At 46.3% G+C, this 17,569-nt stretch carries 13 protein-coding genes; 11 read left to right on the forward strand and 2 right to left on the reverse strand.

Features of this window, described 5'->3' with window-relative positions; all coding sequences use genetic code 11:
* Nucleotides 1-176: 176 nt before the first annotated feature.
* The 10 genes from L7H18_01280 (at nucleotide 177) to L7H18_01325 (ending at nucleotide 12,560) form a co-directional block, all read left to right on the forward strand.
* Nucleotides 177-1,349 carry a S8/S53 family peptidase gene (locus tag L7H18_01280; GenBank protein ID UMX48159.1) on the forward strand — a complete coding sequence of 391 codons (1,173 nt, stop codon included), beginning with the start codon at nucleotides 177-179 and terminating at the stop codon, nucleotides 1,347-1,349.
* Between the two features lie 482 nt (nucleotides 1,350-1,831).
* Nucleotides 1,832-2,215: a DUF4870 domain-containing protein gene (locus L7H18_01285; protein ID UMX48160.1), complete on the forward strand. Its 384-nt coding sequence runs from the start codon at nucleotides 1,832-1,834 to the stop codon at nucleotides 2,213-2,215.
* A gap of 167 nt (nucleotides 2,216-2,382) precedes the next feature.
* Nucleotides 2,383-3,621 carry a glycosyltransferase family 4 protein gene (locus tag L7H18_01290; GenBank protein UMX48161.1) on the forward strand — a complete coding sequence of 413 codons (1,239 nt, stop codon included), beginning with the start codon at nucleotides 2,383-2,385 and terminating at the stop codon, nucleotides 3,619-3,621.
* A 123-nt stretch (nucleotides 3,622-3,744) separates the two neighbouring features.
* Nucleotides 3,745-4,974 (forward strand): glycoside hydrolase family 57 protein, encoded by a 1,230-nt coding sequence (locus tag L7H18_01295; protein ID UMX48162.1) that lies wholly within the window; start codon nucleotides 3,745-3,747, stop codon nucleotides 4,972-4,974.
* 135 nt (nucleotides 4,975-5,109) lie between these two features.
* Nucleotides 5,110-5,424, forward strand: coding sequence for a hypothetical protein (locus L7H18_01300; protein ID UMX48163.1), 315 nt, complete (start codon nucleotides 5,110-5,112; stop codon nucleotides 5,422-5,424).
* A gap of 16 nt (nucleotides 5,425-5,440) precedes the next feature.
* A complete protein-coding gene (locus L7H18_01305; GenBank protein UMX48164.1) occupies nucleotides 5,441-7,264 on the forward strand; it encodes a glycogen/starch synthase in 1,824 nt (607 codons plus the stop codon).
* Nucleotides 7,265-7,601: 337 nt separating this feature from the next.
* Entirely contained in the window at nucleotides 7,602-9,419 is a 1,818-nt protein-coding gene (locus L7H18_01310; GenBank protein ID UMX48461.1) for a hypothetical protein, read from the forward strand.
* Between the two features lie 352 nt (nucleotides 9,420-9,771).
* Nucleotides 9,772-11,571 (forward strand): threonine--tRNA ligase, encoded by a 1,800-nt coding sequence (gene thrS, locus L7H18_01315; protein ID UMX48165.1) that lies wholly within the window; start codon nucleotides 9,772-9,774, stop codon nucleotides 11,569-11,571.
* Between the two features lie 121 nt (nucleotides 11,572-11,692).
* The gene (gene tnpA / locus L7H18_01320) at nucleotides 11,693-12,142 is read left to right on the forward strand and encodes an IS200/IS605 family transposase (protein ID UMX48166.1); all 450 of its coding nucleotides are present in this window, start codon (nucleotides 11,693-11,695) and stop codon (nucleotides 12,140-12,142) included.
* A gap of 76 nt (nucleotides 12,143-12,218) precedes the next feature.
* Complete coding sequence (locus L7H18_01325; protein ID UMX48167.1) at nucleotides 12,219-12,560, forward strand: hypothetical protein; 342 nt, start codon at nucleotides 12,219-12,221, stop codon at nucleotides 12,558-12,560.
* Nucleotides 12,561-12,783: 223 nt separating this feature from the next.
* On the opposite strand, the gene L7H18_01330 is transcribed toward L7H18_01325, so the two are convergent.
* Both L7H18_01330 and L7H18_01335 read right to left on the reverse strand, forming a co-directional pair.
* Nucleotides 12,784-13,614: a metallophosphoesterase gene (locus L7H18_01330; GenBank protein ID UMX48168.1), complete on the reverse strand. Its 831-nt coding sequence runs from the start codon at nucleotides 13,612-13,614 to the stop codon at nucleotides 12,784-12,786.
* A complete protein-coding gene (locus L7H18_01335; protein ID UMX48169.1) occupies nucleotides 13,611-15,161 on the reverse strand; it encodes a L,D-transpeptidase family protein in 1,551 nt (516 codons plus the stop codon). The genes L7H18_01330 and L7H18_01335 overlap by 4 nt, the downstream gene beginning before the upstream one ends.
* A gap of 614 nt (nucleotides 15,162-15,775) precedes the next feature.
* On the opposite strand from L7H18_01335, the gene L7H18_01340 reads away from it, so the two are divergent.
* Nucleotides 15,776-17,488 (forward strand): ATP-binding cassette domain-containing protein, encoded by a 1,713-nt coding sequence (locus L7H18_01340; protein ID UMX48170.1) that lies wholly within the window; start codon nucleotides 15,776-15,778, stop codon nucleotides 17,486-17,488.
* The last annotated feature ends 81 nt before the right edge of the window (nucleotides 17,489-17,569 follow it).

Below are 17,569 nucleotides of genomic sequence, written 5' to 3' on the forward strand. Positions count from 1 at the left end.
AGTTTTCGTATAATCAAGTCAAGAGTCCGAATATTGAATCGTTTTATCGGTTCAAACTTCCGGACATCGCCACCGCCAGTAGTTTTGAAAAGTAGCAGTGAAAAAGACCTTATTCTACCGCTACTTTTCTAAAACGAAATTTGATAAAATGAGTTAACCCTAAAGGGATTCGAACTATGGAAAAATTTGAACAACAAAACAATCCAGAGACAATTTCTAAATTCGAAGATTTTAGAGGTTTAGATTTGTCTGGAAAAGATTTAAGAGCGATACCAGTTGAGGTTTTAATAACTGCCGATTTTGATACACAAACGACATGGCCAGAACAAAATAAATTACCGGCTGGTTTTAATCCAGAAAAAATAATTGATGAAGCAAAAAATCCTGGGCTTGGAATAGGTGGGTTACATCAAAAAGGAATAGACGGTCGAGGGGTTAGAGTTGCTATCATTGATCAGACTTTGTCATCCGAAACAGGAGAGTTCGTAGCACATTCAGAGTATGCTACAAACATTATTGATTATAAAGAATATGGTGACGCAAAAGACGAAAGTGTAAGCATGCACGGCCCCGCTGTTGTTAGTTTGTTGGTAGGAAAAACATGCGGAGTCGCATCGAGAGCTGAACTTTTTTACAGAGCTACACCGTCAGGAAGAGATTTTGATCACAAAGCGGATGCATTGTTCGATATCATTGAATTCAATAGAACACTTCCTCCTAAAGATAGAATTAGAGTAGTAAGTTGCTCGGTAGGTTATATGGAAGAAAAACCGGAACCGGGTTTGAAAAGATGGATTGAAGCTATTAAGAAGGCCGAGACAGAAGGCATTATAGTTTCCGATGTTGGTGATAGAACTGGTGTTGACTACATAGGAGGTGGAACGAGTGATGATAAAAATGACCCAGAGAACTACAGTCGAGCATTGTTTTCGAAAGATCAAGGAAACGAGGAGTTGGATAAAGTTTTTGCGGAATCTGACGGAGGTGTTGACTTGATTTTGAGAAAAATAAGAGAAATAAAAAAGGATGAAGTTTCAAATATCCCTGATTCGGTTTTGAGAGAAAAAATACAGAAAGCCGTGGAGGACAGAGGAAAAGAAATAATAATTCCATGTGACTACAGAACAATGGCGTCTAATGAGGGGTCGGAAGAATATATGTATAATGGAAAAGGAGGAATGAGCTGGGCTGTCCCATTCTTATCGGGTCTATTTGCGTTAGCTTTTCAAGTTAATCCCAACCTTGCAAAAGAGGAAATTGCAGACGCAATAAATACAACTGCAAGTGTAAGCAAAAAAGGATTAAAGGTAGTTAACCCAAGGGCGTTTATTGAAGCTATTCAAATATAGCCGATTGTAGCGATTATAGACTTAAATTCACTTTGTGCACCGGAAGTTGGGAAAAATCACACTTCCATCGCATATTGTTGATATTAGTAGATTTTTTGAGCAAAAAGAGGAATTTCGTACCATTCTGGCTTTTCTCTGTAAATTTTCCTTAATTGCCATATACTCTTATCAAGATTACTGAAGTCTAACCGTCTTATCGGTTCAAAGTTGCGGACATCGCCCCCGCCAATAATTTTGCGGACAAAATTTGCGGTAGTTGGCAATCGGCGGTTTGCTTGTGGGCGCTTGCCGCCATTGGCGCGGTCGCGCGGGGCGCGGGAAAGGCGGTTGCCGAGATCTCAACGAGACAGCCGTTGCTTGAAAATCCGCGGACCGATATTGTTATTGGTTTTTTTGTTTGGAATGGGTTAAAATCAATCAAAAGCGATAAGCGATGTTCCGAGGTGTTCCGGCGGATAAATAAAAAATAATAATAAAAAATTATGGAAGAAGAAAAAGAGCCAAAAACAGAAAAAGAAGCGGCCGCGGCCATGGGCGGCCAATCCGCGGAAGCGAAAAAAATCGCGCCAAAGGAAAAGAATACGGGGATGGCAATGGTGGCTTATATCGTGTTTTTCATTCCTTTGCTCACCGAAAGCAAGGACGATCCGTTCGTGAAATTTCATGTCAAACAGGGATTAACGCTGTTTGTGGCGTGGATTGCCATGGGCTTTGCGAGTATGATACCGCTCATCGGCTGGACGCTGGCGCCGTTCTTGAGTTTGGCGATGCTGGCGCTGATGGTCATCGGGATAATGAACGCCAACAAAGGGGAGAAAAAGCCTTTGCCGCTGATCGGCAAATATGCCGACAATTTTAAAATCTGATTTATTAGACCTACTGCGTAAATATTTACGCAGTAGGTCTAATATTTTTTTGAAAAACCCGCGATTGTTATTTTTCGCGGATTTTTTGTATAATAATAATGCGTGCTGTGCCGCGAGTTTTTGCTTAAAGTAATTATAAAATGGTTTTCGCCCTCCCCAAAATTTTAATGTTCGGTTGGGAATTTCCGCCTCACAATTCCGGCGGATTGGGTGTGGCCTGCCAAGGTTTGACCGGCGGTTTGGCGTCGTTGGGAGCAAAAATAACTTTTGTTTTGCCCAAAAAAATCAATTGCCAGCCGGCGCCGTGCCGCTTTGTTTTCGGGGATGCATGGACCGGCAAAAAAAGATATTTGTCCGGAGTTGATATGATCGCGGTTAATTCGCCGCTGTCGCCCTACCTGACCGCGGAGAGTTATTCGCGGGAGATTGATCGCTGGGGAGAAAAAGATTTCACGCCGCGGCATTCAATCTGGCGCGAAGATTTGGTGGGGGAAGCGATGCGCTACGGCGAGATTGCCGAAAATATCGCGCGAGTCGAAGATTTTGATGTGATCCATTGCCATGATTGGCTTTCTTTGCCCGCGGGGATGGCCGCCAAAAGGGCTTCGGGCAAGCCGCTGGTGTTCCATATCCATGCCACCGAATACGACCGGGTGGGCGAAAACGGGTTGAATCGCGACATTTGCCTTATCGAAAAACGGGGGTTTGAAATTGCCGACGCGGTGGCCGCGGTGAGCGATTATACCAAGCGGCGTGTTGTCGACTGCTATGGCGCCGCGCCGGAAAAAATCACGGTGGTGCCCAACGCCGTCAATCACGCGGAATACGCGCCGGCGGTTTCCGACGAATTTTTAAAATTGAAAAAAAACGGCAAAAAAATCGTGTTGTTCGTGGGGCGGCTCACATTCCAAAAGGGGCCGGATTATTTTTTGAAAGCCGCGCGCGCCGTGGCGCGGATTGATAAAAGCGCGATGTTTGTTTTTTCCGGATCGGGAGATATGGAGCGGTGGCTGATCGAAGAAGCCGCGCGGCTGGGATTGGCCGACCGAGTGGTTTTTGCCGGATTCTTGCGCGGCGCGGATTTGGCGCGTCTTTACAAAGCCGCGGATTTATATGTGATGCCGTCGGTGTCCGAACCGTTCGGGCTCACTTCGCTTGAAGCGCTGGCCAGCGGCGCGCCGATATTGGTTTCGCGTCAGTCGGGAGTGGGAGAAATGGTTTCCAATTGCTTGAAGTGCGATTTTTGGGACACAAATCAAATGGCGGCAAAAATTCTGGCGGCATTGCGCTATTCGGCGCTGGGCGAAGAATTGCGCCAAAACGGATTGGTTGAAGTTAAAAAATTCGACTGGGTCGATTCGGCAAAAAAATGCTTGGGAATTTACCAAAGCGTTATGACCGCTTAAAATTAAAAGTTGAAAAATCAAAATGTAAAATGACAATGTAAAATAAAAAATTACAAAATCAGAATTCCGCCAGGAATTCTACCTTAATTTTTAATTTTGATTTTTACATTTTCAATTTGAAGCGTGCCCAATATTTGTCTTTATCTTCACACCCATCAGCCGCGGCGATTGAAAAAATTCTCGGTTTTCGACATTGGCAATCATGGCGACTATTTCGATCACGAGAACAACCGGCGGATTTTGGAAAAAGTCGCGCGCAAAAGTTATTTGCCGGCCAACCGGATGTTTTTGGATTTGATCCGCAAATCGCGCGGGCGCTTCAAATTGAGCTTGAGCGTCACCGGAATTTTACTGGAGCAATTGGAGGCCGAGTTTCCCGAAGTTTTGAAAAGTTTCAGGGATTTGGTGGAGACGGGTTGCTGCGAATTGGTTTCGGAAACCTATTACCACTCTTTGGCTTCGGTTTATTCCGCGGATGAATTCCGCCATCAAGTGGCGTTGCAGAACAATGCTTTGGAAAAACATTTTGATTTCGCGCCGAAATTTTTTCGAAATACGGAATTGGTGTATAATAATAATATCGCCGCCATGGTGGAGCAAATGGGGTTTTCCGGAATGTTGGCCGAAGGGTGGGATGAGATTTTGCAATGGCGTTCGCCCAATTTTTTATACAAGGCTAAAAACGGTTCTTTGCGCCTGCTGGCGCGGAATTACAAGCTTAGCGATGATATCGGGTTCCGTTTTTCCAATCGCGAATGGAAGGAATGGCCGCTCACGGCGGAAAAATACGCCGAGTGGGTGAATCTTTTAAACATTGATTCGGGCGCGCAAACATTGAATCTCTTTATGGATTATGAAACATTCGGCGAACACCAATGGGAAGAGACCGGGATTTTCAAATTTTTCAAAGCGCTTTTCTGGAAGATTTCGGAAAATCCGCGCAATCGATTCGTTTTGCCGTCGCGGCTGATCGAGGAAATCCAGCCGGTCGGAGAATTGGATTTTCACCGTTTGGTTTCCTGGGCGGATATGGAGCGCGATTTGAGCGCGTGGAACGGCAATAAAATGCAGCAGGCGGCGCTGGAAAACACATACGCGCTGGAAAACACCATTAAGGAAACAAAGGATGAGGCGCTGTTGGACGAGTGGCGCAAACTGCAAACCAGCGACCACTTCTACTATATGTGCACCAAATGGTTTTCCGACGGCGATGTGCACAAATATTTCAATCCGTACGAAAGTCCCTACGAATCGTTTATCGCGTTTATGAATATCCATAATGATTTAAAGATTAAGGCGGAAAAAATTTTGGAGTCAAAAAAGGTCGAACAAGCAAGCATGGTTAAAAATTGAGAAATCAAAATGTAAAATGACAATTTAAAATTGAAAATTACGCGCTCGGACATATTCGTCTCTGGCGATAAAAATCAAAATTCCGCAAGGAATTTTACCTCAATTTTTAATTTTGATTTTTGCATTTTAAATTTTATGATTAAAACAGCTCCCAAAAAAAAGTTGCCGTCGATGATCACCGATGTCGAACCGGAAAAAAGTTTTTGGCTAAGCGACGGCCGCACTTTGAAAAATCTGAAAGAATTGGCAATCGCTCTTGAAACAATGGACGAGTCGGTTTGGAATTATCATGTTACCGCCGAAAAGAACGATTTTGCCAATTGGATCGAAGAGATATTCGGGCAAAATTTGTTGGGTTCGTCCATTCGCAAGGTGAAGAGCCCGCGCACCGCCGCCAAAAGGATACAAAGCAAGCTCGAGATACCCAAGTTCTGGTCGTTTTTAATGTAAAAATTTGAGCTATCTTATGAGAGAAACAAAAAAGGCGAAACTTTTGCCGCAAGCTGATTTGTTGTTGGAAATTTCCTGGGAAGTTTGCAACAAAATCGGCGGCATCAACACGGTTTTGGCAACCAAGGCTGTGCAAATGGTCAGGCACTACGGCCAGGACTATATTATGATCGGTCCGTATTTCGCGCAAAATTCAAAATATCAATTTGAAGAGAAAACTCCCGAAGGCGATTTAAAAGAGATATTCGACAATCTTGAGGGACAGGGAATCCATTGCCGTTTCGGCCGCTGGCTGATTGACGGCGATCCGCAGGTGATTCTGGTCGATTTCCAAAGCCTTTGGCCCAACATCAACGGCTACAAGCGGGAACTTTGGGATCATTATAAAGTCGATTCGATGGAGTCCGGTTTTGAATTTGACGAACCGGTGGTCTGGGGTTACGCGGTGGCCAGGCTGGTTGAGCAGATGAAGTTCGCGCGCAATGGCAAGAAAACCGTTGTTCATTGCCATGAATGGCTGGCCGGCGCCGCGCTGCTTTTTGCCAAAAAGTTTTGTTCCGACTTGGCGTCGGTGTTTACCACGCACGCGACCACTCTCGGCCGGAGTATGGCTTTCAACGGCGTGGACATTTATTCCAATATCAATAAGATCGATTCTTTCAAAGAAGCCTATAATTATCATGTGCAGGCCAAACATCTCTTGGAAAAAGCGGCGGCCAACGCGTGCACGGTTTTTACCACGGTCAGCGAGATCACCGGCGTGGAATGCGAGTATTTTCTGGGCCGGATGCCGGATGTTTTTTTGCCCAACGGTTTGGATGTGAGCGGTTATTTGAGTTTTGAGGAAGCGGCGATAAAACACCGCATTCAGCGCGCCCGCATTCGGGAATTCCTTTTCTATAATTTTTTCCCGCATTATGTTTTCGATTTGAAAAATACGCTTTTCTATTTTATGATGGCGCGTTACGAATACCATGCCAAAGGCATAGATTCTTTTATCAAGGCATTGGGAGATTTGAACCAAAAATTAAAGGCGGAAAAAAGCCGCAGAAGCGTGGTGGCTTTTTTGTGGGTTCCGGCGAAGACCAACGGCGTGAACCCCGATCTGATCGAAAATCGGGGCAATTATTTCGATGTTAAAGAATTTGTCGAGGAGAATTCCGGCAATTTGGTTGAAAATTTTTTATATTCGCTGTTTGCCGGCCGGGATTTGAAGGATACCGATGTTTTTGACGACGATGAGCCGCACCGCGACCTTGAACGGCGTTTGAAAAAAACCCGGCGCACCGGCGATCCTTTGGTTTGCACCCATAATTTGGAGTATCGCGACGACGAGATATTAAAAGGTTTGATTGCCGCGGGCTTGGAAAACAAAAAAGACGACCGGGTGAAAGTTGTTTTTTATCCGGCTTATTTGACCGGAACCGACAAGCTGTTGAATCTTAATGTTCGCGAGGCCATTCAAGGATGCCATTTGGGGGTTTTCCCGTCATACTATGAGCCGTGGGGGTATACTCCGCTTGAAGCGGCCGCCGAAGGCGTGCCGGCGATCACCAGCGATTTGAGCGGCTTGGGCAGATTCATAAAGCGATTGCCGCGCGACAAGCAGAATCCGGGAATATTTATCGTCAACAACGACGGCAAGAGCGAAGCCGAGGTTGACGCTCAATTGGGCGATATTCTTTACGATTACGCGACTATGCCGCAGAAAGACCGCGTAGCCAACAAAATCAACGCCCGCGAAATGGTTAATAATTTTGATTGGGAGGATTTGGCGGAAAATTATGTGGCGGCGCACAATAAATCATTGGAGAATGTAAAATTGAAAGATCAAAATTAAAAATGGCAATTTAAAAATTTAAAGTTTTTGAATTCGAATATTTTAACATTTTTAACTGTCATTTTAATTCTTTTTATACCCCGTCGGCTCGCCGCGGGGGACAAAAAGAATGAGGATTCCAAAGGAAGCATCCTTTGGTTGATGGCGGGGTTAATGCCCCGACAGCAATGTATTTTTTTATTGAGTGCAATACCTCGGGGCTTTGCCCCGGGGTGCACCAAGAGGATTCCAAAGGGGTGCCCCCTTTGGTCGTCGTGCGGGGTTCATACCCCGCTCGACGAAATACATTTGGAAAATATATTTTTAATTTTTGATATTTACATTTTAATTTTTGATCGTGCAACTTATTCATAATTTCGGAAAAAAAACAATAAGGAAAACTGTTGATGCGCCGGGCGGCGGAAGTTTGATGCTTGCCCGCGGCGGCAGTTATCTGTGGACCGGAATCAAACCGGCCAGCCGTTACCAAGGCTGGTTTTTCGGATATAACGGCAATAAACTCATGAAAATAATCGACGATGTCCGGATCGAGAACGACAATCCGGGAACCGGAATCGAAAATAATTTTTGGAATATCAAAAAAATCGGTGAAAATTCGATTCAAACTTTTTTTCTTCCGGCCGCGAATTGTTTCGCGTATGAAGCCGGCCGGCCGGCGCGGATAGAATTTTTTTTGGATGTAAAAGAGCCCTACCAAAACCCGGATATTGGCCGGAATCACGAAATTTGGCAAGAAGACGGCGCGATCCTGATTTGTTATCGCGAGGGGAAAAGTTCCGGTTTTCCCGAAGTTTTTATCGCCGTTCTCGGCGATATAACGGCCGCGGAAATAAAGGAAGAATGGATTTTGCGCGATTACGGATTTGATCGCGGCCGCGGATCCGCGCCTTGGGAGAGATGGGTTTTCAAGCCCGCGGCAATTACCGCGGCAAAATTGGTTTTCGCGGTTGGTTTTTCAAAAGATGAAGCGATAAACGCCGCGCGAAAAAATTGGCGCGACTTTGAAAAATTCAAGAGGGAGGCGCAAAAAAAATACGGCAACATCAAGGCATCCGCAAGTTTTTTGGGATTGTTTCCCGGAGGGAAACCCCCTATCGGAGAAAAAGAGGCGGCCGAATTTTGCGCCCAAAATGCTTTGGAAACGCTTTACGCCCGCATCGGCGCGGTTGTCGGTTTGCGCGCCGGTCTGCCGTGGTTTTTCCAGTTTTGGCAGAGGGACGAAGCGGTTTCGCTGAAAGGTTTGAGCCAATTTGACCGGAAAACCGCGCTTGAGATATTTTGGCGGCAGATGGGCGAATTAAAGGCGAATGATTTTCATTTTGATACCGCCGACGGTATCGGCTGGTTGTTCCTGCGCGCATCCGATTTTTATCGGTCCGGCAAATTCAATATAAAAGAAATCGCCGCGGTTCGCGAATGTCTAAACAATTCGATTGAGTATTTTCTTAAAAATAACGCGCGCGGCAATTTGGCGATAAACTTGGCCGGCCAAAAAACTTGGATGGACAGTTTGGACAGAACCGGCGCGGCGATTGAAATACAATCATTGCGGCTCAATATGTACGCACTGGCCGCGGATTTCGCGGATGATAAAAAGCAAGAAGAATATTATTTGAGTTTGGAAAGCAAGTTAAAGCGGGATGTCAAAAAACTGTTTTTCGACGGAAAGAATTTCGGCGACCGGTTCGATACCGACAAAGACAAATTGGATTTGACGATTCGGCCCAATATATTTTTGGCGGCCTATATTTATCCCGGCCTGCTTTCAAAAAAAGAATGGAGCGTTTGTTTTGCGGTCGCGCTGGAAAAGCTGTGGCTTGATTGGGGCGGTTTGTCCACGATCGATAAAAACGATCCGCGGTTTTGCGGCCGCGACACCGGAGAAAATCCCGCGGCCTATCACAACGGCGACAGTTGGTTTTGGATCAACAACATTGCCGCTATCGCGATGGCTCGCGTCGATAAAAAAAAGTTTAAAAATCACATAGAAAAAATTTTTGAAGCGAGCAAAAACGACATATTATGGAACGGCGCCATCGGTTGTGCCGGCGAAATCAGTTCCGCGGCAATCTATGAATCCGCCGGTTGCCCCAATCAAGCCTGGAGCAACGCCACTTTTTTGGAGCTTTACCGTTATGTTTCCGGAAAATTTTGACAAAATTATGGCGGGAGTGTAGGATTAGAACACAATCGAATATTTGCCAAAAGGCGATCGGCGCGGCCACCAACCGGGCTGTCCGAACATTCATCGGGCAATCGCAAGATCCAAACTTTGAGGCAAAAAACAAGATATTCCAATTGGAATAATTTATCCTTCGTTTACTCAGGATAAATTATTTCGCGTTTTGCTTGGAATAATTTAGGTGGAACCGCGGGAACAAAAACCTCGCCCTAATGCTGAATTCAATGATTTAGCGTTGGGGCGAGGTTTTTACATAATTATTCCTTGAAAGGGTCGAACCCTTTTTAAAAAGGGTTCGACCCTTTCAAGACCATCAAATAAAAATATGAGCAAAAAATACGATATTGGAGTTATCCGCCATTCTCTGGCGCATATAATGGCGGCGGCTGTTAAAAGCATATATCCGGAGGCGAAGTTCGGAATGGGCCCGGCGATCGAAAACGGCTTCTATTATGATTTTGATTTGGGCCAAAACAAGCTGTCGCCCGAAAGTTTAAAGGAAATCGAGGTCAAAATGAAAAAGCTGATCGGCGGCGGGGTTAAATTTGAAAGAAAAGAAATTGCCATTGACGAGGCCAAAAAGATTTTTCGCGATCAACCGTTCAAATTGGAAATCGCGGCCGATTTGGAAATTCAAGGCGAAAAAGAAGTTTCGGTTTATCAAAGCGGCGAGTTTGTCGATTTGTGCCGCGGGCCGCATGCGGAAGCGGCCAATGATTTGCCGATTGACGGGTTCAAATTGACAAAGATCGCGGGCGCGTATTGGAAGGGCGATGAAAAGAATCAAATGCTCACTCGCGTTTACGGCGCGGCGTTTGAAAACAAAAAGGAATTGGATGATTATTTAAAAAATCAAGAAGAAGCGGAAAAGCGCGACCATCGCAAGCTGGGCAAAGAGCTGGATTTGTTCCATATTGATGAAGATGCCGGATTGGGATTGGCGCTTTGGCATCCCAAGGGTGCGATGTTGTGGCGCGTGATCGAAGATTTTTGGTATGACCAGCATTTGAAAAACGGATATGATTTGGTCCGTTCGCCTCACATTGGCAACCGCCGGTTGTGGGAAAAATCCGGCCATTGGGGTTTTTATTCATCAAGCATGTATCCGGCGATGGAAGTGGGCCAGTCATTAGAGGATTTGAAAGCCGGCAAAAAAGTTGAAGAATCCGAACAATATTTGCTCAAGCCGATGAATTGTCCGTTTCATGTCCGGATTTATAAAAATGATTTGCATTCGTACCGCGAATTTCCGTTTCGTTGGGCCGAGTGCGGCACGGTTTATCGCTTTGAGAAAAAAGGCGAGCTTTCCGGATTGACGCGGGTGCGCGGTTTTACGCAGGATGATGCGCATATCATTTGCCGCAAAGACCAGGTTAAGGATGAATTAAAGCGCGTGGTTGATTTTATTGAATTTATTTACGATTCATTCGGTTTCAAGATGGATTCGGTTAATGTCTATCTTTCGTTGCGCGATCCGCAGAATAAAGAGCATTACGCCGGCGACGATGAAGGCTGGGAATTTACCGAAAGCGTTTTGTGCGATGTGGCAAAAGAGAAAAACCTTAATTTCAAAGAGGAATTGGGCGAGGCGGCGTTTTACGGGCCGAAATTGGACTTTAAGATCAAAGATGCCCTTGGTCGCGAGTGGCAATGCTCAACTTTGCAATTCGATTTTAATTTGCCGGAAAGATTCGATATGTTGTTTGCAAACCAAAAAGGAGAGCAGGAAAAACCGTATATGTTGCACCGCGCGCTATTCGGTTCGTTTGAAAGATTTATCGGACTGTTGATTGAACACTATGCCGGTGCGTTTCCCGTTTGGCTGTCTCCGGTTCAGGTGAAAATTTTATCGGTGGGAGAAGCGCATATTGAATTCTGCCAAAAACTTGCCGATGAATTCAGGCAGGCGGGCATCCGCATTGAAGTTGATTTTGCCGATGAAACTTTGGGCAATAAGATCCGCAAAGCCGCGGGCGAAAAAGTTCCCTATGTTTTGGTGGTGGGCGATAAAGAGATGCAATCTGAAGTGTTAGCCGTGCGCGACCGTGGTGCCAAAACCGCCCGCGCCATTTCCAAATCCGACTTCATCTCCGAAATTTGCGCCAAAATCCAATCCCGCAATTAAATTTGATAATGTTTTCACCCTGTCGGTCTTGCCGCAGGGAACAACTTAAGGGGGTGGTTTGGTAGGGGGATATCCCCCTACCATCACGCGCGAAAGCGCGTCCGTGTTACAATAAGCCAATATGGAGCAAGAAAAGCGGGATATCTGGCGTTGGTACCACAATGTTTCCGAATGTTATTACCACATCCAGATTACGGTCAAATATCGCAAAGCATTACTGAACGAAAAGGTGATTGCCGCAATTGTCGAGAGCCTGAAAGGATTTATGGAACGGTACGCCATTGAGATCAGCCATGTGGGATTCGACCAAGACCACGCCCATATTCTGGCAAGATTCCTGCCGAAGTATTCCGGCGACCAGGTTATCAAAATAATAAAAAGCATTACCGCGCGCGAGGTGTTCCGGCAAGTTCCCGAAATTAAAAAAGAACTCTGGGGTGGAGAGTTCTGGACAGACGGCTATTATATCGCTACGATCAGCGCACGCGGTAATAGGAAAGTTATTGAGCGATACATTCAAAACCAAGGCAGACCAAAAGATGTGAGCCAGTTACGATTGTTTGAATTGTAGCTGCGAACGCCCTGCGGTCTTGCCGCAGGGTCATTTACATTTTTAGCTATCGCTAAAATTATCAAATCAAAAAATTATGGAACATATTTTTCATTTGCCCGGAAATTATTCGTTTGAGAAAGTCGGCCATAAAGGGACAACATTTCAATCAAAATTCCTTACGGATAAAATTGAATTTTCGATTATTGAAACTGAAGCCGGGCATCAAACAAAGATCATTCAAAAAGAATGTATTTTTGCGTATTATATTCTGGAGGGCGGCGGAAGTTTTGAGATCGGCGGCGCGGTTGAAAATTGCGGCGCTGGCGATTTGGTTATCGTGCCGGCGGGGATGCCGTTCGCCTATTTGGGCAAATTAAAAATGCTTTTGGTTTGTTCTCCCTGGTGGTATCCTGAACAAGAAGCGATGGTAAAATAACAATACCTTGTATTGATATTGATATTGATGTAAACATTCCAACATTCTTGAGAATGTGAGAATGCCGGTAATCGCGGATATTGATATTTTGCAGTCTGCGGGATATTGAAGTGTTGGTTTTTGTTTTGTGGGAAACGCAGACCCGGAGAAAATTTGTGCGGATTGGACAGATAGGCGAAAGTTTTGCAAAAGGCGATAATTTTAAACGGAAACGGTCACAGGTTTATTTTTCCAGAATAATGACATTGATTTGCGGGCGGGCGAAAAAACGCAGAGGCAGGATGGTGGCGCCGATGCCGTTGGTAACGATAATGGTTCGGTTCGGTTCTTCGTATATTCCTTGACCGTATTTGTAGTTATGCCGGTGCGCCAAGTTTGCCATCGATAGCCCGAATAAGGTTACTTGCCCGCCATGGGTGTGCCCGGCCAAAAGCAATTTGGCGCGGTTGTCGGTATATTCCTCGAAATAAGCGGGGTCATGACTAAGATAAACCGTGAAGTCGGCGGCGTTGGCCATGGCGGCGGCGCCATCGGGCGTGCCGTACCAAGTTTCGTCGGTGCCGGCGACGGTGATCGCGCGGTTGCCGATGGCGATGGCGCGGTTCTCGTTGACCAAGGGAACGATTTTGGCGGCCAGCATTGCTTCAATAATGTTATTTTTGCCGGCTTCGATATCGTGATTGCCCAAGACGCCGAATTTTCCCAGAGGCGCGGCCAGCTTGGCGTATTCCGCGAAACAGGCGGTAGTGTTTTTGCCGTCGCGGCTGACATAATCGCCGCCGAAGAGGATGATGTCGGGGGCCAGAAGATTAATCCGTTCGACGATTGAACCAAGGCGCTTGGGATCGAAATACTCGCCGCAGTGCGTATCGGAGATAAAGACGATCTTTTTGCCGGAGAATTCCAAAGGGAGATCGTTGTTTTTGACAGTGATCGCCTTTATTTCCACCCGGTAGGTTTCCAGATGGGCATAGACGATAAACAGCGCCGCGATCGCGGCGGCAAGAGCCAATTTCTTTTTTTGGCGCTTTAATATTTTTTGGATTTTTTTCATTCGTGATTGTGGACCACGGTGCCGGTGCCGTGGCCGGAATTCGGTTTTTCGCGGGCGAAGACGCCCTTTTCGCCTTCGGGCAGTCGCGGCAGAGTGTTTTCGAAAATAAATTTGGCGTCGCCTTGCGTCATATTGGTGCAACCCGCGGATTGCACCGTGCCGAATCTATCGTGCCAATAGGTGCCGTGGATCGCGTAGTCGTAATTGTAATACATTGTCCAAGGAATGTTTTCCAGGTTATATTGGTAGCTATGCAGGGGCGGGCCGCCCTGCATTTTTGCTTTGGCCAGTTTGTACCATATTCGATAGGTTCCGGTTTGGGTGGGGTTTTCGGATCGTCCAGGCGAGATGTAGGTGGCAAATGCCGGTTTATCATAATCAAAAAGGGTGAGGATTTTTTTTGTCAAATCGACATCAATCCATTTTTCCCCGATTCCGACTTTTTCTGGAATAGAAAATTTTTGCGGCGGCAGGGGTTGCGCCATTGGCGTCACATAATCGGAAAACACATAGGCGCCCGCGTACATTCCGCCGTCGATCTGGTACCAAAGATTTTTACCGTCCACCCAATCTCCGTAAACTTCTTTCAAAACTTTCACGCGGTTTGCCGATGACAGTGTGCCGATTTTGTCGGAAGTTATCGCGAAACCTTTTCTCACGGCAACGCCGTTGCTGTTAATCTGGCCCCACCAGCCAAGATATTTGAAACGGTCTTTCCCTAACGCCGCCGCGCCGGGAATCTGGCCGGTAAAAGTCCAAGTACTGACAGTGGTGCGGTTTTGATTGTCGGTAATGATCGCTTTCACGGTGTAATCGCGGTCGATTTCCAATGTTTCGTTGAATGAAAAATGATAATTGTTGCCGTTCGCCGCGGTTGCGGCAAAGTTCGCGGGTTTCCCTTGAAAAAGAACCGATGCGTTTTTCAGCGGGCCGGACAGCGCCGCGTCAAAACTGATCGGGTGCAGGGCGGGAAAGGCGGCGGAGTTGTCGGCCGGTTTCTGATTGGAAATTATCGGGTAATCTTTGGTTGCCGGCTCCAGAACGATTATTGCCCGGGAGTTTTGAATTTCCATCCGCGCCGGCAGATAAGCGCCTTTGCGGTTGATTTCGATGACCAGATTGCCGTCTTTGATATCGCAGTTGATTGAGTCGATGAGCGGGCTGTCGACGATCTCTTCATAGTTGAATTGTCCGTCAATCTCGGAAACATCGTTAAAAGTGATCACGGTTTTCGCCTCCGAAGCGATTTCCTCAATTTTATGCGCGGGCATATTTTCGATTGCCGGTTCCGCCGGTTTGAATCGTAAGGATATCAGATTGCCGGTTTCCCGGGAATAGCCGCAGGCGATGGGCGAAACGATGTATGATCGCGGCTGTCGGGGAATATCGGTTTCATAGTCGCGCGGCAGGGGGAGTGCCGCCCACCAGACGGCGCCGAAGATCAAAACGGCGCCGGCCGCGGCAATGCCGATTCTTTCTTTCCGGCCGATATGATATTTAAGGCGGGCCAGTTTGTCGCGGATTTTCGTGGTGCGCGGATGTGCCATTATGGTAATTATTTGGTTATCATACTATGAATTGCCGTTAATTCAAAAACGCGCCGAAAGCGCGTCTTTGAATTGTTCTCCTCCGCTATGGGCGGAGAAGCCGGAAAATAAAGAAAAAAATACCATAAGTATTCTTTTCTTTATTCATAGGTGCGTTCTTTGACCCGAAAGGTTCAAAGGATGCGCATATAAAGTAAAGAGCTCTTATAAAATGATTATATCATCATTGGTTTTCGCGTAAAGTAACCCCTCACTGGGGTTTGTATTTTAAGGGTCTATCCCCTGTGTAATCGCAGGGGTTAGACCCTGGCAAGAAAGCATTCGGGGTGAATTTCAAGGGTCTAACCCTCGCATTAACGAGGGATAGACCCTTGAAATTCCGTTCCCAGTGAGGGGTTGCCGCGTAAAATATTGCTTTTTCCATTTTTTTATTTTATAATAATAATTGTTGGCAAAATAATATGAAAATATTTTTCGATTATCAGGAAACAAAGTTGACGATGTGACCGCAGGGGATTAACCGGCCGTTTTAAAGACGGTTTGTTTGCTTGAGTAAGCAATTGTTAATACCCCTGTTTTTTTGTTGGCAAGCGGCAGAAAATCGGGCGAAATTCATGAAAAAAGATAAAATAAAAATCACGCCAAAAGAGACTTTGGCCAAGAAAATCAATATTCCGAAAAATTTGGGAACAAATATCGGCGTCAACGCGGGCGATCCTTTGGTGATTATCAAGGATATTTCAAAAACCTATGGCAAGGAAGAGCTGTTTTCGGCCGCGCGCATGCGCGTAATGCCGGGTGATCGGATCGCCATCGTGGGCGCCAACGGTATGGGCAAGACCACATTGTTGAAAATTATTATCGGCATCGAGGACGCCGACGAAGGTTCGCGCGAATTGCATCGCAATGCCCGCATCGGTTATTTGCCGCAGGAAACTCATTGGGATTCGCTGCAAAACACCGTGTTCGACGAGATACATTCGGCCAGTCCCAAAATGCGCGATTTGATTTCGCGCAAGAATGACTATGAGGCAAAAGAGAAATTGAGCCGTCTTTCCGAAAGCGAAGTCGCCGATTATTTAAAACTTCTTGAAGATTACAAAACGGCCGACGGTTATCGCTATGAGGGCTTGATCGAGCGATTGTTGATCGACTTCGGTTTTGCCAAAGAGGCGTGGACCCGGACCGTGGCCACTTTAAGCGGCGGGGAGCGCACCAAGCTGGCGCTGGCCAAAGTGGCGCTGATGAACCCGAATATGATCATGCTGGATGAACCCACCAACCATTTGGATATTGAAACTTCGGAATGGCTGGAGAATTTTTTGATCCATTGGAACAAAGCGATTGTTTGCGTTTCGCATGACCGCTATTTTCTGGACAAGGTGTGCGGCAAGACCTATGAACTGACCAAAAACGGCTTGGAAAAATACCAGTGCCGGTATTCGGAATATGTCGCGGAAAAAGAAGAACGGCGCGCGAAACTGGAAAAAGATTACAAAATCCAACAGCATTATTTGAAGGAACAGCAGGAATTCATCGACCGTTTCCGCTACAAGGCGACCAAGGCGAGCGCCGTGCAGAGCCGTATTAAAATGCTGGAAAAAATGGATAAAATCGAACTTCCCAAGGAAACGGCCAAAGACATCAAAATACGCTTTGACGCGGGCGGCAAACTTTGCCGCAGCGTGCTGAAATTCGACGGTATCAGCATCGGTCCCGAAGAAAAACCGTTGTTTTCATTGGGTGGCAAGCTTGAAGTTGAATGGGGCGATAAAGTGGGCATTATCGGCAACAATGGCATGGGTAAATCGACTTTACTCAAAAGCGTGCTGGGCAAAATGCCGCTTTTAAAAGGCAAAATCACTATCGACAGCCGCGCGATCATCGGTTATTACGCGCAGGCGCACGAAGAGCTTGATCCGGACAAAATAATTCTGGACGAAGTGGCGTCAAAAACTCCGGAAACCGAGGAAAAAATCCGCAGCGTTCTGGGCGCGTTGCTGTTCTCGCCCGCGGATGTCGAGAAAAAACAAATTCGCTGTCTTTCGGGCGGAGAACGCGCGCGCGTGGCTTTGGCCGAGCTGATTTTGCAAAAGGTGAATCTTTTATTGCTTGACGAGCCCACCAATCATCTTGATTTGCCCAGCAAAGAAGTGATTACCAAGGTATTCAAAGAATACAAAGGCACCATTCTGCTGGTGAGCCACGACCGCTATATTCTCAATGAAGCCTGCAATTACATCTGGGATGTGCGGGACGGCAAACTGACCGGTTACATCGGCAACTACGATGATTACAAATACCACCTTGCCCACATCCAAAAATAATCCGCATTCTTTCAGAAATAAGCCGCGCCGCCGCCGCGGTTTTTGGGTTGCGTTTGGCGCGACAATTTGTTAGTTTGAGGC

The organism is Candidatus Nealsonbacteria bacterium DGGOD1a, from assembly GCA_022530585.1.
Taxonomy (GTDB): domain Bacteria; phylum Patescibacteriota; class Minisyncoccia; order Minisyncoccales; family UBA5738; genus UBA5738.